14 protein-coding genes are annotated in these 20,688 nt (G+C 40.6%); 8 read left to right on the top strand and 6 right to left on the bottom strand.

The features are described 5' to 3' along the window. Positions 1 to 49: 49 nt before the first annotated feature. Together addB and DOT_RS27990 are read left to right on the top strand one after the other, a co-directional pair. Positions 50 to 3,658 carry a helicase-exonuclease AddAB subunit AddB gene (addB, locus tag DOT_RS22610; protein ID WP_050809944.1) on the top strand — a complete coding sequence of 1,203 codons (3,609 nt, stop codon included), beginning with the start codon at positions 50 to 52 and terminating at the stop codon, positions 3,656 to 3,658. 374 nt (positions 3,659 to 4,032) lie between these two features. Continuing rightward, the gene (locus tag DOT_RS27990; RefSeq protein WP_009623848.1) at positions 4,033 to 5,802 is read left to right on the top strand and encodes an ATP-binding protein; all 1,770 of its coding nucleotides are present in this window, start codon (positions 4,033 to 4,035) and stop codon (positions 5,800 to 5,802) included. Between the two features lie 169 nt (positions 5,803 to 5,971). Here the strand turns inward: DOT_RS27990 and DOT_RS22600 are convergent, their stop codons facing one another. The 6 genes from DOT_RS22600 to DOT_RS22575 all read right to left on the bottom strand — a co-directional run bounded on the left by DOT_RS22600 (position 5,972) and on the right by DOT_RS22575 (position 12,653). Then, positions 5,972 to 6,988 (bottom strand): glycosyltransferase family 2 protein, encoded by a 1,017-nt coding sequence (locus DOT_RS22600; protein WP_009623847.1) that lies wholly within the window; start codon positions 6,986 to 6,988, stop codon positions 5,972 to 5,974. Positions 6,989 to 7,001: 13 nt separating this feature from the next. Beyond that, complete coding sequence (locus DOT_RS22595) at positions 7,002 to 7,958, bottom strand: lysylphosphatidylglycerol synthase domain-containing protein (protein ID WP_009623846.1); 957 nt, start codon at positions 7,956 to 7,958, stop codon at positions 7,002 to 7,004. Between the two features lie 41 nt (positions 7,959 to 7,999). Next, entirely contained in the window at positions 8,000 to 9,019 is a 1,020-nt protein-coding gene (locus DOT_RS22590; protein ID WP_009623845.1) for a glycosyltransferase, read from the bottom strand. Between the two features lie 57 nt (positions 9,020 to 9,076). Continuing rightward, a complete protein-coding gene (glf, locus tag DOT_RS22585; protein ID WP_009623844.1) occupies positions 9,077 to 10,240 on the bottom strand; it encodes a UDP-galactopyranose mutase in 1,164 nt (387 codons plus the stop codon). Positions 10,241 to 10,704: 464 nt separating this feature from the next. Then, positions 10,705 to 11,835 (bottom strand): HAMP domain-containing sensor histidine kinase, encoded by a 1,131-nt coding sequence (locus DOT_RS22580; protein WP_242833900.1) that lies wholly within the window; start codon positions 11,833 to 11,835, stop codon positions 10,705 to 10,707. Between the two features lie 122 nt (positions 11,836 to 11,957). Next, positions 11,958 to 12,653, bottom strand: a complete 696-nt coding sequence (locus tag DOT_RS22575) for a response regulator transcription factor (protein ID WP_009623841.1) — start codon at positions 12,651 to 12,653, stop codon at positions 11,958 to 11,960. A gap of 127 nt (positions 12,654 to 12,780) precedes the next feature. Here DOT_RS22575 and DOT_RS22570 point away from each other — a divergent pair, with 127 nt between their 5' ends. The 6 genes from DOT_RS22570 to nifJ form a co-directional block, all read left to right on the top strand. Next, positions 12,781 to 13,332: a hypothetical protein gene (locus tag DOT_RS22570; protein WP_009623840.1), complete on the top strand. Its 552-nt coding sequence runs from the start codon at positions 12,781 to 12,783 to the stop codon at positions 13,330 to 13,332. Positions 13,333 to 14,019: 687 nt separating this feature from the next. Continuing rightward, positions 14,020 to 14,868 carry a methyl-accepting chemotaxis protein gene (locus DOT_RS22565; RefSeq protein WP_009623838.1) on the top strand — a complete coding sequence of 283 codons (849 nt, stop codon included), beginning with the start codon at positions 14,020 to 14,022 and terminating at the stop codon, positions 14,866 to 14,868. A 180-nt stretch (positions 14,869 to 15,048) separates the two neighbouring features. Beyond that, positions 15,049 to 16,524, top strand: a complete 1,476-nt coding sequence (locus DOT_RS22560; RefSeq protein WP_009623837.1) for a protein adenylyltransferase SelO — start codon at positions 15,049 to 15,051, stop codon at positions 16,522 to 16,524. Between the two features lie 44 nt (positions 16,525 to 16,568). Continuing rightward, on the top strand, positions 16,569 to 16,967 hold the full coding sequence (locus DOT_RS30775; RefSeq protein ID WP_009623836.1) for a hypothetical protein: 399 nt from the start codon (positions 16,569 to 16,571) through the stop codon (positions 16,965 to 16,967). A 1,248-nt stretch (positions 16,968 to 18,215) separates the two neighbouring features. Beyond that, complete coding sequence (locus tag DOT_RS22545) at positions 18,216 to 18,782, top strand: DUF1697 domain-containing protein (RefSeq protein WP_009623834.1); 567 nt, start codon at positions 18,216 to 18,218, stop codon at positions 18,780 to 18,782. Positions 18,783 to 18,853: 71 nt separating this feature from the next. Beyond that, the coding region (gene nifJ, locus DOT_RS22540) for a pyruvate:ferredoxin (flavodoxin) oxidoreductase (RefSeq protein ID WP_009623833.1) at positions 18,854 to 20,688 on the top strand (1,835 nt) is incomplete at its 3' end.

The following is a 20,688-nucleotide window of genomic DNA, read 5'->3' as shown; positions in this document are numbered from 1 at the left end:
ACTTTTATGAAATTATGAACAAGATGCCTTTGGAAGGGAGCGATTTATTTTGGGTGTCCGTTTCGTGTTCGGCCGAGCCGGAAGTGGCAAGAGCACCCTATGCTTGGAAGAAATCCGTAGTGAACTTCGACTGAAACCTTGGGGTGCACCACTGATTCTCCTCGTCCCCGAGCAGGCAACCTATCAGATGGAAGTGACTTTAGCCAATACGCCTGATTTAGGCGGAAGTTTACGAGCCCAAGTCTTGAGCTTTCGACGACTGGGTTGGCGAGTGTTTTCTGAAACCGGGGGAGGGCAAAAAGTTCTAATCGGTGCGATAGGCAAACGGATGCTTCTGCGGCGAATCCTTTTAAAGCATCGTCTTGATTTAAAAGCGTTCGCCCGAACCGCTACCCGACCCGGTATGGCCGATCTCCTAGCTCAAACAATTGGAGAATTTAAAATTTATCGCATTACTCCAAACGATTTACATAAAATTAAGAATTCTAATCAACTTTTATTAGATAAGCTTCAAGACATAACTCTTATTTATGAAGAATTTCAAACCGCTTTAGGCCATGAAATCCGTGATCCGGATGATGAATTGTCGATTTTAGCAGAAAAGATACCTTACGCACCCGTTATCCATGGGGCACGCATATGGGTCGATGGCTTTACAGGATTTACCCCTCAAGAGTTAGACGTTCTAAAAATGATTATGATCACGGCCAATGAAGTTGTTATAACGTCTCCACTTGATCCAGTTTTACTTGTAGATGAGCGCCAGCTGGAAGCGGGACCCTTTAAAGTGGGAGAGGAGTTATTTGCAGGTCCTTGGCAGACTTATCAGGATCTGCAACGACTTGTTGCCGAGACAACTACCCATTTACACCCTCCCGTCTTACTTGAAACTACGGAACGCTATAAACATCCCTGGCTCTGGCATTTAGAAAAGTATTTTTTTACATATCCGACCGTGGCGTACGGGGAGGTTCCCTCTCCCTCGCCTATGTCTAAGCTCAATGGATTCTCGATTAATCCAGAAAGTCCTCTGGGGGATGGGATTCGGATTTTTTCAGCCGTCAACCGAAGAGCTGAAGTGGAAGGTGTTGCGCGAGAACTGCGTCGTTTAGCCCGGGATGAGGGACTGTGCTGGAATGAGATGGCGGTCATGACTCGCGACCTCACTGGGTATCACGAGCTGATTACCCAGGTGTTTACGGCTTATGAGATCTCACATTTTCTTGATCATAAACGTTCTGTCCTGCATCATCCCTTAATTGAGCTGATTCAATCCTTACCGGAAGTGGCAAAGAGTCATTGGGCTTATGAACCACTTTTTCGCTGCCTGAAGACGGACTTTTTCCAACTTCAGCGAGATTCCATCGATCGTCTGGAAAACTACGTACTCGAACATGGAATACACGGAGAAGGCTGGAACAGGAACGTAGCCTGGAAATACCATCGTCAGTGGTCACTAGGGCAAAACGAAGCCCAACTTGCTACCGAGATAAAGTTTCAAGAGAAGCTTAATTCTTCTAGACAGATTGTTTATGACTCGATAGCCCCATTTATTCAAAGGGTCCAACCCAGTAAAAAAGCTAACGGATTAACGGTACGGGAAGTTACCGAAGCTCTCTATGAATTCTTAGAAAGACTTGATGTTCCAGCAACCTTAAGGATCTGGTCGCAAAAGGCTCAAGAAAGTGGAGAACTTAGCGTGGCCAAGCTACACGAACAAATCTGGGAAGCCGTTATTCAGGTCTTGGATGAAATAGTTGCTGGATTGGGAGAAGAATATTTGGAGCTTGAGGACTATACCTTAATTCTTGCTTCTGGCATAGAAGCGATCGAACTCGGGCTGATTCCCCCTGGCCTCGACCAGGTTCTAGTAGGCTCATTGGATCGTTCACGAAATCCTGAAGTGCGGGTTCTCTTTCTTCTGGGGGCTAATGAGGGCATTCTTCCTGCTCGACCTAACTCCGATGGCCTACTTGATGCAGAGGAAAGGGAACAATTAGAGGAGGCAGGAATCGCTCTTGCCCCGAAAGGGAAAACTCAGACCTTTGAAGAGCAGTTCTTTATCTATACAGCACTCACTAGAGCTACCGAAAAACTTGTTGTGTGTTATCCCTTGACAGATGAAGAGGGGAAAGGACTGGCGGTTTCACCTATAGTCCCAAGACTTAAGAACCTATACCCGCTTACTGAGAGCTTCTTAGGAAATCAGGAGGACATTGAACGTATTAGTCAAGCAGATTTTGCCCTTCAAACCTATGCTGAACAACTGCGCACACATCGTCAGGGAGAACCGCTTTCTCCCCTCTGGAAAGCTACTGAAATGTGGCTGATTCAAGATCCTATCCGCCAAAATCAAGTGCAGCGGTTACAGTTCAGCCTTCAGGTTCAAAATCAAGAAGATAAGATTCAACGTCCCCTAGCACGACGTTTATACGGTAAACGCCTAAAGGCCAGCGTTTCTCGTCTGGAACAATTTGCCAAGTGCCCATTTGGACATTATGCCCGATACGGTTTGAAGCTACGTGAGAGACCCACATATCAGCTTTCCAGTCCGGATATGGGTGAATTCTTCCATACTCTTCTGCATGATTTTGCCATACATTTACAGGAGCGGGGCTTAGATTGGGGAAAATTGACGAAGGTAGAATCGTGGGCACTTGTCAGTGAACTAGCGGAACAGCTCGCCCCTAGTCTCCAGCACGAGATCCTCCTAAGTAGCGCTCGCTACCGCTATTTAACTCATAAGCTCAAACGAACCGTTCATCACGCTGTTCGAGTACTCGGCGAGCATGCTCGTCGAGGGGTATTTATCCCGATCCAGTTAGAGGTAGGTTTTGGCCCAACGGAAACCCTCCCTGGGGTAGACATCCCGTTGTCAGAGGACGATTCACTACTTCTATGTGGGCAAATCGACCGTGTCGATGCCGCCTTCTTAGACGGAAAGGTGTATTTGCGAATCCTCGATTATAAATCCCGCGAAATATCCCTAGCGCTGGATTCAATTTATTATGGTTTAAACCTTCAATTACTCACATATCTAGATGTCGCCTTACAAGGAGCTGAAGTCTTGCTCAATACGACTTCGGCTTTGCCCTCACTAGAAACAAGTTCAGAAAACGAAGATACTGAAGTAGCAGCAGGCAGGGACAACTTTATACTGCAGAAAACTCCCGCAGGTTTCCTGTACTTTCCTGTACTGGAACCCCAGCTAGAGGAAAAAATCCCCCTCAGCTCGGAAGAGTTGGAACAGCGCCGTGTCAAGGCAGTTAAAGTCAGTGGGTATTTATTAGCTAATCCACGTGTCTTAGAAGCCATGGATTCTTCCTTTTCTACCGGACAATCTGATTTACTCAGTCTCAAGTTAAAAAAAGACGGGACCTTCAAAAAAGGCTCGAATATCTTGACCGAAGATCAGTTTTCCCGGCTCAGAGACTACCTTCGTCAGTGGTTCCGCCAGACGGGTGAAGAGATATTAAATGGTGATATCTCTCTTTCCCCTTACCGACGAGGGAAGAACACAGGATGCCAGTATTGTGCTTATAAGCCTGTTTGCCATTTTGACCCCTATCTGCCAGAAAACCAATACCGAGACCTGCCTGCTTTAAAGCAAGACGAAATCTGGAAGCGTCTCGATGGGGTGGAGGAGGAAAATACATAAATCATCAAGCTCAGAATTGTCTTAAAGAACAAAAGCGGACTTAGTGAAACCAGAAATTAAGATTTTGTGTCAGTCGTTTTCACTAAGTCCCTCTTCCGATTCACAAGGAATTCTAAGAACTGTCTCAATCATTTTAGGCAATTAAAGGAAAAGAAGAATTAGATAAATAAACAATATTTTAATGCGTTGGTTGAGAAATCGAAATTCTCACACCAACGCATTTTCGTTTTCATTCCATAACCTTTAAATTTTTTCAAAAAAATAATTTTTATGACATAATATGACAATATATCTAAAGGGGATTATTCTCCATACAAAGAATCTTCTTTAAAATACGAATAATATCTGAAAATTCTTGTTTGTGAGGTTGTATCATGAGGGATGAAGACAAATCAAGGGAACAATTAATAAATGAACTGATTGCACTTCGACAATCGTCTGATCAGACGCAAAAAATTGAACATAATCTTAACAAAACTAATACGCTCCTCAAACTATTTAACCAAAAAACTAATCGAAAAGAATATCTTGATGCTGTGATAATGTTACTTAAGCGATGGATTGACTGTCGTTGTACTGGTATAAGGGTGTTACATGAGGATGGTTTTATTCCCTATGAATCTTTTGTAGGTTACAGTCAAGAATTCTTGGAATCAGAGAATTGGCTCTTAGTTGAAAATAATCAATGTGCCTGTATACGGGTGATTTTAGAAAAACCTGAACCACAGGATGCTATATGCATCACAAATGGCGGTTCCTTTTGTTGTAATAATACGATAAAGTTTGTTTGTGAAATGTCAGCTAAAGAACAATCCAGATTTAGAGGTAAGTGTTTAGAAGTGGGCTTTAAGTCCGTGGCCATAATTCCTATACGATATCTTGATAGAGTTCTAGGAGTAATTCACCTTGCTGATGAAAGGGAAGGGAAGTTCCCGATAGAATTTGTAGAGTTTATTGAAAAAGTAGCCCCATTAATTGGGGAAGCAATGTATAGGTTTAACTTAGAAGATGAACTTAAACATAAAAACGACAATCTAGAGAAATTAGTAGAGGAACGTGCAAAAGAACTAAAGGATGCCAATGAGAAACTTAAACGCGATATTACAGAACAAAAAAGGTTAGAGGAAGAGTTAAAAATAGAAAAACAGAGACTTAATTACCTAATGGATAGTTTGCCAGGCGATGTAATTTTAATTTCACCTGATTATATTATTAAATATGTGAATGCAAACGCTCAGCTAAAATATGGCGATCCAAACAACAGGACTTGTTATGAATATGCCTTTGGGAGAAAGGAACGTTGCGTGAAATGTGATATAAACCGAGTTTTTATAAATCAGGAAAATTGTTATTGGGAAATCACTAAACCCGATGATCAAATATTTGCCGTTTATGCAAGCCCGTTTTGTGATATAGATGGCTCTCCGATGGCAATTAAAATTTCATATAATATAACTTCTGTGAAAAAAACAGAAACTGAAATCAAGAGATTAAGTAAATTAAATCTAATCGGTGAAATGGCAGCCGGTATAGCCCATGAAATTAGAAATCCCATGACTACAGTAAAAGGATTTTTACAATTTTTGGGCCGAAAGGAACATTACAACCAAGATAAGGAATACTTCAATCTGATGATTGAGGAGCTTAATCGAGCTAATTCAATTATTACTGAATTTCTTTCTTTGGCAAAGAATAAATTAGTTGAATTAAAAATGCTTGACTTAAACTTTATAATTAAAGCACTTTCTCCCTTAATTCATTCAGATGCACTACTTAAAGATAAATATATTAATTTGGAACTAGAAAATATTCCCAAACTGTTATTAGACGACAAAGAGATTCGACAATTGATTCTTAATATTGTTCGTAATGGCATTGAAGCAATGACTAACGGTGAGTATTTAACTATCAAAACGTACATAGATGGTCATGATGTTGTTTTTTCAGTACAAGATCGAGGTAGAGGAATACATGCTAATATTATAGACAAAATAGGTACTCCATTTTTTAGCACCAAAGATAACGGGACAGGTTTAGGGTTAGCTACTTGCTATAGTATTGCTAACAGACATAATGCCGCTATTGATTTTGACACTGGATCAGAAGGGACTACTTTTTATGTTAGGTTTAAGGTGAGTGTATGATATTAATTAATAGGAGTAATGACAATTGCCCTAATTACGAGTGATACTTCATCGAAGATTTATTAATTGCTAGCATCCTACCCACTGTGCAGAGCCATGGTGCGATAAGCACTGCACTTTTTTAGTTCAGTGGCAACACCACGGTATAAACCGGGGTGTTGCTTCGTTATTAACTGAATTTATAGATGTGTTTGATAAGATTAAGGCCATGAGCTATAATGCGTGGGCTGATTTTCCTCGCTAAACTTATGCCAGAATTAACAAAACTCCGGCGCAGTTCAGCATACAGCATTTCATCCTTTCGCCTGATGAAGTCCCAAAGCTCGTCTGCCTTGCGACAAAGCCCTTTGTCCTCTGCGATATAGATATGAGTAAGAGTGATGGCTACCATCCTTGAAAGATAGAGAAGCATGTACCGTCTAAGATTCACACATTGAATGTCATTGAAAACATCGTACGCTTCAATCATCATGCGCGTCACCTTAATCTGCTGGTCAATCCGTTTGATCATAACCTGTGTGTTAACGGATTGACCAGGCCGACCAATTAAATAGTGATATGGAGAACAGTCCAAATAAACCAAGCTTTTTACATAGGGCAGAGGTAGATAGGCGACAAGGTTGTCCACATAAAAAGTGTGTTTGGGCAGCTTAAGGCCACACTGTCGCAACAATTCCGTTCGGTAAAACATGGAGTGCATGAGCATAAGCTGGTCGAAGCGAAAACGATGCATGCTATCCCATGAAATAACTTTGCCCTGCGGAAACACATTACTGTAGCGCATGACTTTATGCTTTCCGTTGTAGGAATATTCGTAAACATAGTTAGTGACAAGCAGGTCTACGGAGCCAATGCTGCGCAGCAACGTAAGCACAGACATATAGTCCGAAATATCCAGCCAGTCGTCGCTATCGACAACCTTGAAATAAGTCCCCGCGGCCACCTCTAGGCCGCGGTTGACTGCCGAACCATGGCCACCGTTTTCTTTCTGCTCAAGGCGGACAATTCCGGGAAAGAGACTGCAGTATTCGCGGGCAATTTCTGCTGTGCTGTCTGCGGAACCATCATCCACTACAATAACCTCTACATCCTGCCCGCCCAGCACTAACGTATCCAGACAGTGCCGAAGGTAGTCCTGTGAATTATATGACGGTATGACAATTGATAAAAGTTTAATAGTATTCATCTCCAGATTATTTTCATTTTGTCCGTTTTAGTTTCAGCCATTTAGTGTTCTTCTGGCGATTCGTGTGCCATATGTTGCTGAGTGCTTCTCCGTATTGACCGTGAAGGGCCTTAATGTAAAGGAACATGCCCAGAGGCAGGAGTGCAGCATACTGTATCAGATGCAACAACAAGCTCGCTGACAGTGATGTGGTCTGATCAATTCCCAGACCTCCAAGGCCCAGAATTGTCCCGTATTCAAAAAGGCCGATGGCACCTGGTGTGGCCGGTATAAAATTGATTATATTGGTTGCGGCAAATACGGCAAGCGACATACGAATGGACGCCACCCATGGGAAGCCGAAAGCCACAAGTCCAATCCATGTCGACACGAGCAAGAGAATCCATGAAAGGACTACCCAAAACATCATTTTCAGAGTATCAAAATTTAGATATTCATCGATATAACTGTGAAGACGTGGCAGCAAAAAGATTAGAATCACGAACAATACAAACGCAGCAATACAAAGAAATGTAAGAATCCACAAGGCTTCTAACAAGTTTTGGTCCTTAAACCCGGCAAATGGAACTGCGGGAATTGAAAGCATCATAATAGCAGCAAAATCTGCAAAGGCCGGAATAATCAGCAGTTTTGTTCGACGTATGGCACTGTATCCTGGCGGGAAAAAAGCCGCTCGCAGACCCTCACCGACATGGAACGGCAAAACCATGTTAGCGGCGTGTCCTAAACCCACAATTTGTAGGGCTGTCATTCTGTCCATGTCCCGGTCAATACCACGTGTATAGGCAAGTCCACGAATATAGTTGGCATACGCATAGATTGCCACTGAAACCACAGTAAGGCTCAAATTGATGTTCGCACGGAAAAGTTGGCCTACAGGCAAGCCTTTGAGTGCTCCGATCGAGTAATAAACAATGATGGCGGTGATGGCTATACCTATAACCAGCTTTAGTTTTGTATTTGTGGGCATTCACTTGCTCCCTTGGTTTAAATATTCTGTAGATTTACACGTTAATTAAATTTATAGACTTTGCGAGCAATGTTATATAAGCCAATGGTAATTTTGTTGCCGGAATTTCCAGGTAGGATGGCAACCATTCTCAAAAACCTGCTGATCGCATGTCGGTATAGACCATTGTCGCAACTAAAAAGGAAGGCCCAAAGTTCTTTTTCCTTCTCATTGTCTTCCTTTGTGCCGGATATTCTCAAGAATACCGTGCAAATTGTCATCATAATAGCTAAATGGCTAAACATATAGCTGGACAGCTTTTTACTTGGTATGCTATCAGGGAGGCGGTGACAACTTATCAATATGCGAGTTACCAGGAGTTGCTGGTCAATTCTTTTTAGCATTACGCTTTCATTGACAGATTGGTCTTCCCGCCCGATAAAATAATGATAAAGATCTACATCCAGATAGTAGATTGTTTTCACGTAAGGCAGTGGCTGGTAGACAAAAATATTGTCTACATAAAAGGTGTGTTTTGGCAATACAAGACCACATTTGTGGAGCAATTGTGTTTTGTAAATCAATGAATGCATAAGAAGATATTTCCAGGGAGGGAACTTTCTCATCTCATCCCAAACAAATATCTTATTGCGAGGAAAGATATTGTTATAATTAATTACGTGTCTGGTCCCTTCCAGCAACTTTTCATAGACATAGTTGCAGACCATCATATCGGGAGCAGTGTTAGCACCCACTAAAGTTTTAAGGGTTTGCAGTGCCTGAATCATACCCGGACCATCGATCCAATCATCTGAATCGACAACTTTGAAATAAAGACCGGAAGCGTTTTTTAAGCCAGCATTGACCGCTTCGCCATGTCCGCCGTTTTCTTGATGGATCACCCGTATTATATCAGGGTATTGCGCGGCATATTTATCCGCAATTTTTCCAGTTTCGTCGGTAGAACCGTCATTCACAATAATAACTTCTGCATCATTGCCGCACGGAAGAAGTGAGTCAATGCAGCGTTCAATATAAGCCGCTGAATTGTAACATGGAATGGTAAATGTAATTATTCTCAATCTATATGCTCCGTTCTGCTGCTTTTAATCGGCATAAAAAATAATCTACTCAATTAATCACAATAATAAGGCGTCAACAAACTCCAAGGCCTTCTTAACTATAGCATCCATGTTGTAATATTTGTACTCCGCAAGCCGGCCCATCAAATGAAGTTGTGGAAATTCGTCTGTAAGCTTCCGATACCGCTCATAAAGGGTGAGATTAGCGAGAGTTTGGATCGGGTAATAGGGGGTCTCGCTGTCGGTACCCGTATATGCCCGCGGATATTCTTTAACTATAGTAGTTCGTCCGTCTAGAGCTTGTCCGGTGAGGCGCTTAAATTCAGTTATCCGAGTATATTCTTGGTCAACAGGATAATTCACAGTCCCCTTGGACTGGTACCATGTGGTATTAAGGGTTTCAAAAACAAAATCTAAAGTCCGGTACGGCAGGCGTCCGTATCGGCAGTCAAACAGTTCATCGGTCGGTCCAGAATATAGGACAGTGCCGTTGAATGGGCAACCTTCAAAAAATATTTCTCCTGCTTCTAGCTGGAGTAGATTACGGGCGTCAGAATTAAGAAGGAGCTCAATATTGGGATGATCTAACATGCGCTCGAAGAGCGAAGTATAGCTCTGGGCAGGAATGCCTTGATAGGTATCCTGAAAGTAGCGGTTATCATAGGAGATAAATACAGGGACGCGCGCGGTAACCAAAGAATCGATTTCGTCGGGAGCCAGTCCCCATTGCTTTTGTGTGTAATATAGAAATATGTTGTCATAAATAAAATCTGCAATCTGAGCAAGTTCTGCATCGGGCTGTCGACGCAGCTCCAATATGGGCACCTTGCTTCCAAAGCCATAGATGTCGATTAGCTTTTGCTCTATATGCTCTGCTTTGTTAGGCTCAAAGGCTAAATGGAGCGAATTAAGATTAAAAGGAATGGGCAGAAGCTGCCCGTAGATATTGCCAACTACCTCGTGAGAATAATCCCGCCATTGCGTGAACCGAGATAGATAATCGAATACCCTTTTGCAGTTCGTATGAAAGATATGGGGACCATAGCGATGTACTAAAATTCCGTTTTCGTCCATAAAATCACAGGCATTCCCACCTATATGGTCATGCTTTTCAAGGATTAGTATTTTTTTACCTGCCCGTTCTGCCAGTTCACGCGCTATAACTGTGCCTGCCATGCCGCAGCCTACGACTAGACAATCATACATTTCGCTTTTTTTCATGTTTATTCTACCTTACATCTTATATTATTATCATTTAACACAATGACTGCGAGTTGCACTATTCTAATTTTCTTCAATGACAAGTTTGAGGACTCTTATTTTCTTCTTTTCCTTTCAAATTATTAGTATCATTAGTTTGCTGTTTAACCTTTCTTATATGGTACCAGGTAGATGCAATTAAAACTAATGTGAAAAAGGCAACACCAGTGTTCTTGTTCATAATTAATCCCAATCCTATACCCTCTCTCTATATCCTTATATCTAATAAATTAGCATAGTTATCTTAAAAACAGCTTAAAAATAGCTTAAATTTTTCATACTATCATATCGGTAGTCTCCTCGCCTAATAGATTGATCGAAGGGACTACGGTTAATCTGTTAGGCGAAATACTTGGAGAAGAATGGGATATTAACCTCTACCTTCAAAAGTGACTGACTAATAAGGTAAAAGAGAAAGAGAGTAATTAATTTTCCTTTGGCAACCGAATTGTAAAAGCGGTTTCTTTTCCCGGAATACTAGAGACCTTAATGGTACCTTTATGCTTTTTAACAATCCAATTTGCAATAGAAAGGCCAAGCCCAGTACCCTCAATACTTTTAGCTCTAGCCGTATCAATTCGGTAAAAGCGCTCAAAGATTTTATCTAAATGTTGTTCTTCGATTCCTTCGCCGGTATCAGATACTAAAATATCTACAGCATTACTGACAACCCTCATCTTTAAGCTAACTTCACCATTAATTGGAGTATGTTTAATGGCATTGTCAACTAGAATGAGTATTAGTTGGCTTATTCTCTTTTCATCCCCATAAAAGTCCACTTCTGGCTCAACCTCAATCTTTAATTCGATACCTTTGTTGTTTGCCATAGGTATAAACGGTTGGACGACCTGATTAATAGCTCTGTCTAAGGAGAAATTACTTCTTTCAAGTAACTGTTGTTCAGAATCAACTCTGGCTAAGAACAATAAGTCTTCCACTAGTCTAGTCATATGAGACACTTCAATCTTTATATTTGTTAACCATTCTTCCTGTTCTTCTACGGTTTCTTTCCGATTGCCCATCACCAATTCAAGGTTTGTTTGGATTACTGCCAAGGGAGTACGTAATTCGTGCGAGGCATCTGCTACAAAATCTTTTTGCCTTTGCCAAGACTTTCTAATCGGAATTAATGCTTTATCGGCTAAGTATAGGCTACAGTAAAAAGCTAATCCTAAGCAGATAACACCAGTTATAAAAAGAGCCGCCAGTAAAAATTTAAGAACCATTAGTTCTCGATTTTGACTTACAGAAACGATCAGTAAACCTTGTTGTTGTTTTTGAGGGACTTTGAGAAAGGTAAAAGAAAGATCGTGCCAATCAAAATCTCCTTTACTACTTTTCCTTCTTAGAATCCCTTTAGCGAGCTCATTGAGTTCTTTTGGACCGAAGTGTGGGTTCGTTGAAAAGGCTTGCGTAATTTCGCCCGATTCCTTTATCTTAATATAAAAATAATCTGCCTTATCAAACCGTTCCAGTTGTTGCGCTGAACCGGACTCAATGGCAGTTGCGATATTTTGTACTAATTGTTCCGATTGGTTGAAAATTTGATTTTCCATGAGAAAATAAGTACTTATGACAAATAGCATTAAGAGAATGGTCATAATTATAATGTTCGATAAGGTAAGCCTTAATCTCAAAGAATCGAATAGCTTATCGCCTTCGAATATATATTTTAGTCTTAACGAGCTAGATTTTCTAATCGCTTTAAACAATAACCTACACCCCGAATCGTTTTTATTGAACAATTTTTAAATGAAATAAAACTAATTTTTTTCCGTAAATAGTAGATATATACCTCAACATTAGATAACTCTACGTCAGAGTCTAATCCCCAAACCCGATCTAAGATTTGTTCCTTGGTTATCACCTGAGAAGGATTACGCATGAAAAGTTCAAGTAATAACGATTCCTTATAGGTGAGCTTAACGCTATTCGTTCCGTCTGTTACCTCACAACCAAGAGGGTCAAGTACCAAGCCAAATACCTCAACTCTGTCCCCAGTTATTTGAAGAACTCCTTTTCTTCTGGACAATGCTCTTATACGGGCCATCAGTTCATCCGTTGAAAATGGTTTTATTAGGTAGTCATCGGCACCGGCATCAAGTCCACCGATTCGATCTTCGACGGAATCTTTGGCTGTTAATAGGATTATAGGGGTCATAATCCCTTTATTTCGAAGTTCCTTTAAAACCTCTACTCCCTCTTTATAAGGAAGCATCCTATCTAGAACAATTAAATCGTATACTCCAGTTTCGGCCATTGCTTGACCTGTCTCCCCGTCATAGGCCAGGTCAACACCGTAATTATTTTTTCTTAGAATATAAGCTAAGGGGCCTACTAACCTTTGTTCATCATCGACTAGTAATAACCTCATTAAAGTCACCTCCTAATAATCTTAACCTACTTTTCTTTAAATTTCTTTAAAAAGTGGTTATCTTTTCTAAGGTAAATTAAAGTTTCGAAATTTATACTTAGGTTAAAAATTCGGGGGGAAAATAATAATGTTTGAAAAACTAAAAAATCATAACAAAAAGTGGTACCTATTACTAGTTCTGATCATACTTTTAGGAGCATGCGGTGGTTTAGCAGCAAGATTTTACCTTAGACAGCAGTTTCAACAGAATATGCAAGTAAATATCGGAGCGCAGATGGCAAGGTCAGTGGAGCAAGATTTACTGTATCTGGATAATACATCAACTTTGAAGTTGTCACCAGACCAAGCTAAAGCAATACTGCCTCTTATTGAAAAAGTGTCTACTTCTAATACAAATAGTTCACCCTCAATAAATGATCTCGCAAAACAGATTTATGAAATTCTTAATCCTGTCCAATATCAGGCATTAATAGACTCTAGTAAGTCTGTAGCAGGAAATGTTGAGGAGAAACGTCAAGATGGTAAGAAGGGGAATAGACGAGAAAATAGCCGTGAATTCGAAAAATCAGAACATATAACCAAAGGCATAACTGATCCCAAAGTTGACGCCCTTAAAGACATAGTTATCAAAATGTTAAAGGAACGCAGTACGGAAATTACTAAAAAATCGGTTTCCTAGGATCATTCAAAGGAATAGACCCAAAGTAAGGGTTTATTCCTTTGAATTTTTGACTGTCACTTTTGACAAAAGGAGTTGACCCATTATTTGAAACCTATGCATAAAAACACGGGTTGAGTTGGGTTTAACATGAATTTGTATAGATAGTCATTCAAGGACATCCCTTTAAATTAATCAAAAAAGTAGATAATTTGGCTATTAGGCGTTTTCCCATAACAGGCGGCTCTTTGAAGTGAAGGTAGTACCAACTCTCGAAGTAAAAGTATAGTGATGATAATTATTAGAGAAGGAAATATATGAAAAATGTCGAATATTCAGAGGGTTAGCTTATAAATATGTAAATTTGGTTTTGATAATTGTGACTGTTGATTCTAATGGTAGTCCTAAAAGGAAATCCCAACGGTTATTATCCGTTTTTATCCCACATTGTGCTCAAAATAGTAGCCCATTCCTATCTGAATCAGGAATGGGCTACACGCATCACTGTTTAAACCATTCTTAAGTTAAACAAATCTATTGCTTCTTTTTTTATAGTTTTGCTTTTTTAGCGAGTGGTTAAGGAAACCTACATGTCTTAAATTTACTAATATTTAGGGTTACCTGGAGCATTATAAATTAACTTGCGCAAAATCAACACTAAAGTTAAGCTAGGGAGACATAAGAGTATCTGAAGGAGATGTATTTTAAATGGTAAATATCGTTATCATTGGCGGAGGTATTGGTGGGGTATCTATGATTAAGGCCTTTCATGCATTACAAGAAGTTAATATTGTTGGAGTTGTTGACGTTCGTACGGATGCACCTGGAATTGTATTAGCTAGAAACATAGGTATCAAAACTACAACCAACATGGATGATTTGTTAAGAAAAACGAGTGTAGAAATTATTATTGATGTTACTGGCAACGAAAAGGTTAACGAATTAATTATGCAAAATAAATTGCCAGAATCGGATGTGATTAATTCTCATGTGGCAAAATTAATGCATACGCTGGTGAGCAACAGGGAAACGATACTCGATGAATTAAGTAGTCAAGCAAAGGATACTGCGATTATCGCCGAAAATCTGACTCAAACTATAAGCACTATCCCACCAGCCTTAGATGAAATAACAAAGGATTTAGTTAATCATAGTCAAGACTTGGATAATGCTGTACAAAAAGCAGAAAAAAATATTGTTGATACAGGTGAGGTAATTAACTTCATTAAAAGTGTAGCAGATCAAACGAAACTTTTAGGAATTAATGCGGCTATTGAGGCCTCGAGAGCAGGAGAACATGGTAGAGGTTTTGGAGTAGTTGCTACCGAGGTTCGAAAACTTGCAGAAGATAGTGTCGTTGCAGTTAAAAAAATCAGCACAATTTTAAATAATGTAAAAGATTCTATAGCCACCATTGCCAAACAAAAGGGAAAGGCTATTTCCCTAACTGAAAAACAGATTAACACTACAGAGCAAGTAAGTTATGGAGTAAATCAACTAAATGATATAGCAACAGAAATGACAGAGTTTGCCAATAAATTAGCCTCATTGTCATAAATTCTCCATCTCCTAAGGCCGTCTGATTGAATCTCAGGTGGCCTTCATCTATGCGTAAAGGCGTATAATAAATTGACTGAAGTAGACACTAAATAGGGTTAACCTATGTTAGTATCGAAAGTAGATAAATCCTAAAAAATTGTAAATGTAAAAGGAAACTAGGATGCAAAAGGAGATACAATGACAAAGGGAAAAGCAATAATAAAAACAGGATGGAACTTAGACAACAGTTATGCTCGGCTGCCGAAATCATTTTTCACCAAACTTGATCCAACCGCTGTACGCTCACCGAGGTTGATCATTCTCAATTATCCGTTGGCAACATCTCTAGGGTTAAATGCCGAGGCACTACAAAGCAAAGATAGTGTTGAGGTGCTAGCTGGAAACCGGATTCCTGAAGGCGCTTTACCTCTTGCTCAAGCATACGCCGGGCATCAATTTGGGCATTTTACCATGTTAGGCGACGGTCGGGCCCTATTGCTTGGCGAGCAAATCACCCCCTTAGGTGGACGGGTTGATATTCAGCTCAAGGGTTCAGGTCAAACGCCATACTCCCGCCAGGGCGATGGTCGAGCGGCACTTGGACCGATGCTGCGAGAATACATCATCAGTGAAGCAATGCATGCGCTGGGTATTGCTACCACCCGCAGCCTAGCGGTGGTGACAACTGGTGAATCAGTGATCCGTGAAACCGAGCTGCCTGGTGCAGTTCTGACCCGCGTGGCTGCCAGTCATCTGCGCGTCGGCACCTTTCAATACGTTTCCAACTGGGGCACTGCCCCGGATCTCCAGGTCTTGGCTGATTATACATTGCAACGACATTTTCCAGACGTGGACGATGCCCCGAACCGTTATCTTTCGCTACTTCAGGAAGTGATCAAGCGACAGGCCGCGCTGATAGCCAAATGGCAACTGGTTGGTTTTATTCACGGTGTGATGAACACCGACAACATGTCCCTTAGTGGAGAGACAATTGATTATGGTCCTTGCGCTTTCATGGATACCTACGACCCGGCAACTGTATTCAGTTCTATTGATATTCATGGCCGCTATGCGTATGGCAATCAGCCACCTATTGCCGAGTGGAATCTTGCGCGATTTGCAGAAACACTATTGCCTCTGTTGCATGTCAATCAGGCGCAGGCTGTCAAACTGGCCCAGGATGCGCTTTCGGATTTTGCTAAGTTGTATCACTGTAATTGGCTCGCGGGAATGAGAGCCAAACTTGGAATATTTGGTGAAGAAATACAGGATGAATCACTTATTGACAGCTTGCTCAATATGATGGAGAAGTATCGAGCGGACTATACCAATACCTTCCGCTCGTTAACATTTGATACACCTGAGGATACGGTCCTGTTTGGAATCTCAGAATTCGTTCAGTGGCATGAACTGTGGCAGGCTAGACTAGGCAGGCAGCAAGAGCCGAAAGCCTCTGCACAGCAGTTGATGCAAAACTGCAATCCTGCGCTAATCCCTCGCAACCATCATGTAGAAGCAGCACTCGATGCCGCAGTCAAACAAGGCGACTATAGCGTGATGGAACGTCTTCTTGATGTTCTTTCAAACCCCTATGCGCACTCTCCCCAACAGGCTGATTACTCCACACCACCTGTGCAATCAACCCTTCCTTACCAAACCTTTTGCGGTACTTGATATGAAGCCTGACGGAATAATAAAGCAAGATTCCATGTCCTGAAATGCAATGGTATGGAATCAAGCGGTGGGGGCACGTAAAAGGACAATTTGATACGCTATATTATAGGAAAAACTGCCAGTCTATCCTAGTCCCTATTGTTAAACAAGTTATAGACTTTACTCGAAATGGCAACATTATTGAAGCAGTAATTGGTAGTCCTAGCTGTGGAGTTAACATGACTTGCTCGTCAGAACATTGGGGTGGCGAAGTGGCAGATGAATTTGGCATCCAGGATAATATTAAAGATATTAAATTGATTGAAGGTCAGTGCGTATTTATCGAAGAACTTAAAACTGCTCTGGGTGTTCATCAAATCGAAATTCCTTTTATTGCAATTGATGAGGATAATCCAGCCTCTTCAACTAAAGAAATATTGAATTATTTAAGAGGAGAGATTTGAAATGACAACAAATAATAAATATTGATCTCTGGTAAAAAAAATATGCACATAGCTTTCCCAGAGGAGTTCAGAGGGTCGATCCGATGTAAGGTTTAGCAAGTCACATTGAAATGTCTAGCATCATAAAACATGAAGTCCATCGCTGAAACAAACTACCTACGCTAAAGATCCATTAGCAAAGATTAAACGCCTTTAAACTAGAGGCGTTTATTTTATGCCTGAAACGAAAGGGGGAAAAGAAATCGCGATTAGTGAGTACCGCCATTCAAAGGAATCTGAGCCTCAACTATTTAGTAAAGAAGGCTGATATAATTTATCGCAGGAGAGATTTTCGCATTGATATTCGCCCAAGATGCGGTTATAATAAGAACATAAGTTCTGTAAACAAAATATACGTACTGGATAGTTCGGCATAATCAAGGCCCAGTGTTCCGGAACAAACTCATACATATGGGAGGATGAACCGAGTGCATCAAGGGAAATTGGGCGAAGTGTCGTTGTGTGGAGGTGTAATAGTGCCAAAAGTAACGGTTATTTGTTATCTTTCTTCCTTATTGTTGTATAGAATGGGCTATTCGAAAATGCTAGTCCTCAATTCGGGACATGCAAATACTTATAACTATACTATTTATGTATCCCTAGCAACGGCTTACTTTGTTTTAACAATCTTCTTAACTGTAATCGGATCTCTTTTCTTTTACATTAAGACTAATAATAATCATAAAATTATTGAAATTAGGAGCGTCAAATATAGAGTTAAAGCAAGTAAACAATCGAATTATAGAAGACTAGTAAGTACCTCTGAGGTAAAATCCCGATTATCACAATCTGAGTACGGCGTTAATCTAGACAAGAGGATGTCTTCCTAAGATGAACAAGTTCCGAAATTTCGAATGGTCTGATCAGTATAGAGAATTTGAGTAATAACAAGTTAGGCAGATTATATTTTTAACTCAAAACAATAAATTGCCGATAATAACACCGAATGGGCCCTCAAGCCTGATTTCGGTGTTTTTTGAGACGCCTGGTAATAACAAAGCTTGTCCCTCTAAGTTGATTAATAAAGCAAAACCTTTTCTAGGCATGTTTTGCTGTTCAGTTTCTTACGCGAATCTTCGATGACGACAAGAGATTAATGAATTCATAGTTTGGACATTTTAATTTCTGGAACATTTCTTTCCACTCCTTATCACAATAATAATGAGTGGAAGAAGAAAGATTTGATTAGAGAAAGAAGAGGTAAACATTATGACTATTTATGTCGCGCTATTACGAGGCATTAACGTCGGTAAAAATAATCGGATCAAAATGGCCGATTTAAAACTTGCCTTTGAGGAAATTGGGTTTAGTAAGGTGCAAACCTTCATTCAAAGTGGCAATGTCCTATTCGAGTCAAATAAAAATGAAGAGCCTTTGCGCAAACATCTTGAGCAGAAGCTTGAGACAGTATTCGGTTTTTCAATTCCGGTTGTCTTGAGAACGAAGATGGAGTTGGAACGAATTATAGAAAATTGTCCATTTTCCAATGAAGAAGTAATGGAGGCGGAAGCGGTATCAAAAGCCGAGTGCCTTTACGTTGGATTACTGATCCACCCCCCTTTCCCTGAAGGAATTGAGCGCTTGAACAAGTACATAAGCCAAAATGATAAGTTCAGTATCGAGGGCAGAGATGTCTATCTCCTACTCCGGAATAGCATCCGAAATTCTAAGCTGGCCAATAATCTTTATAAGCTAGATATACTGGCGACTACGCGAAATTGGAAAACGATCAATAAACTTGCCACATTGGCAAAGACAATGGAAGCTTGCTATTAAACGTATGAGATTCCTGTAATGTCAAATACTAAAGCGAAGGCTAAGTATAGACTAAAAGGAGGATTATTCGAGTGGCTAAGAAAATGAAGACTATGGATGGTAATCAAGCTGTAGCTGAAGCGTCGTATGCATTAACCGAGGTAGCAACGATTTATCCCATTACACCATCTTCACCCATGGCAGAAAGTGTTGACGAGTATGCAGCACATGGCAGAAAAAATTTATTTGGCCAACCGGTGAAAGTAGTGGAAATGCAGTCAGAAGCTGGGGCCGCAGGAGCTGTACATGGTTCCCTTCAAGCAGGTGCACTAACAACTACATATACCGCCTCACAAGGACTTCTGTTAATGATTCCAAATATTTATCGTATGGTCGGTGAGCAGTTGCCTGGAGTTTTACATGTGACCGCCAGGGCCTTGGCAGCTAACGCCTTGTCAATTTTCGGTGATCATCAAGACGTTATGGCTTGTCGTCAGACTGGTATTCCAATGCTTGCTTCGGCTAGCGTTCAAGAAGCACATGATATGGCCTATGTAGCACATTTAAGCGCAATCAAAGGAAAGATTCCTTTTTTACATTTCTTCGATGGGTTTAGAACCTCGCACGAAATCCAAAAAATTGAGCTTATCGATGAACATGATATTGCAAAAGTTGTCGATTGGGATGCAGTTCAAGCCTTTAGAGATCATGCTTTAAATCCGGAACATCCGGTTGCAAGAGGTTCTGCCCAAAACCCGGACATTTACTTCCAGCAAAGGGAAGCTTCTAACCGTTTTATGGATGCAATACCCGATATTGTGGAAGATCATTTAAAAGAAATTAAGCGTATAACCGGTAGGGAATACCATCCCTTTGATTACTATGGTGATCCTGATGCTGAGCTACTGATTATTGCAATGGGTTCGGGCTGTGAGACAATTGAAGAAACTATCGATTACCTAAGGGCAAAAGGCGAAAAAGTTGGTATGATCAAAGTTCGTTTGTATCGGCCCTTCTCAACTAAATACTTCTTCGATGTATTGCCCAAGACAGTTAAGAAAATTGCAGTCCTCGACCGAACCAAGGAGCCTGGGGCTATCGCTGAACCACTTTATCTTGATGTAACAAAAGCTCTTTATAATTGTGAACAAAAGCCATTGATTGTAGGTGGTCGTTACGGACTAGGCTCCAAGGACACACGCCCGTCTCAAATTTTAGCTGTCTATAACAATCTGAAGAAAGAAAACCCGAAAGATAATTTCACCATAGGCATAGTCGATGATGTCACACATACCTCTTTATCTGAGGAGGAGGTTATCGATGTCACCCCTGAAGGTACCATTAGTTGTATGTTCTGGGGTCTCGGGTCTGACGGAACTGTTGGTGCGAATAAACAGGCTATCAAAATCATCGGCGACAATACCACTATGTTCGCCCAAGGGTATTTCTCCTACGATAGTAAAAAATCCGGTGGGACGACCATTTCTCACCTACGCTTTGGAAAACAACCTATAAAATCCACTTATCTAGTATACTCTGCAGATTATGTAGCCTGCCACAATAGAGCTTTTATCCATCATTATGATCTGCTAAAGGGAATAAAAAATGGTGGTACTTTTGTCCTGAATTGTCCTTGGACACAAGCAGAGTTAGAAGAAAAACTTCCTGCATCACTACGTCGCAGCATTGCCAAGAAAAAAGTTAAGTTTTATGTTATTGATGCAATCAATATCGCCTCCGAAATTGGTTTAGGAAACCGAATCAACATGATTATGCAATCAGCGTTCTTTAAACTTGCCAATGTTATTCCGATCGATGATGCGATAGGTTACCTGAAAGGTTCCATTGAAAAAGCCTATGGCAAAAAAGGGCAAAAGATTGTTGATATGAATAAGGATGCTGTAGACCAGGGAGTTAATGCTTTAGT

Source organism: Desulfosporosinus sp. OT (genome assembly GCF_000224515.1).
Classification (GTDB): domain Bacteria; phylum Bacillota; class Desulfitobacteriia; order Desulfitobacteriales; family Desulfitobacteriaceae; genus Desulfosporosinus.
This window is presented reverse-complemented; position numbering and strand designations above follow the sequence as displayed.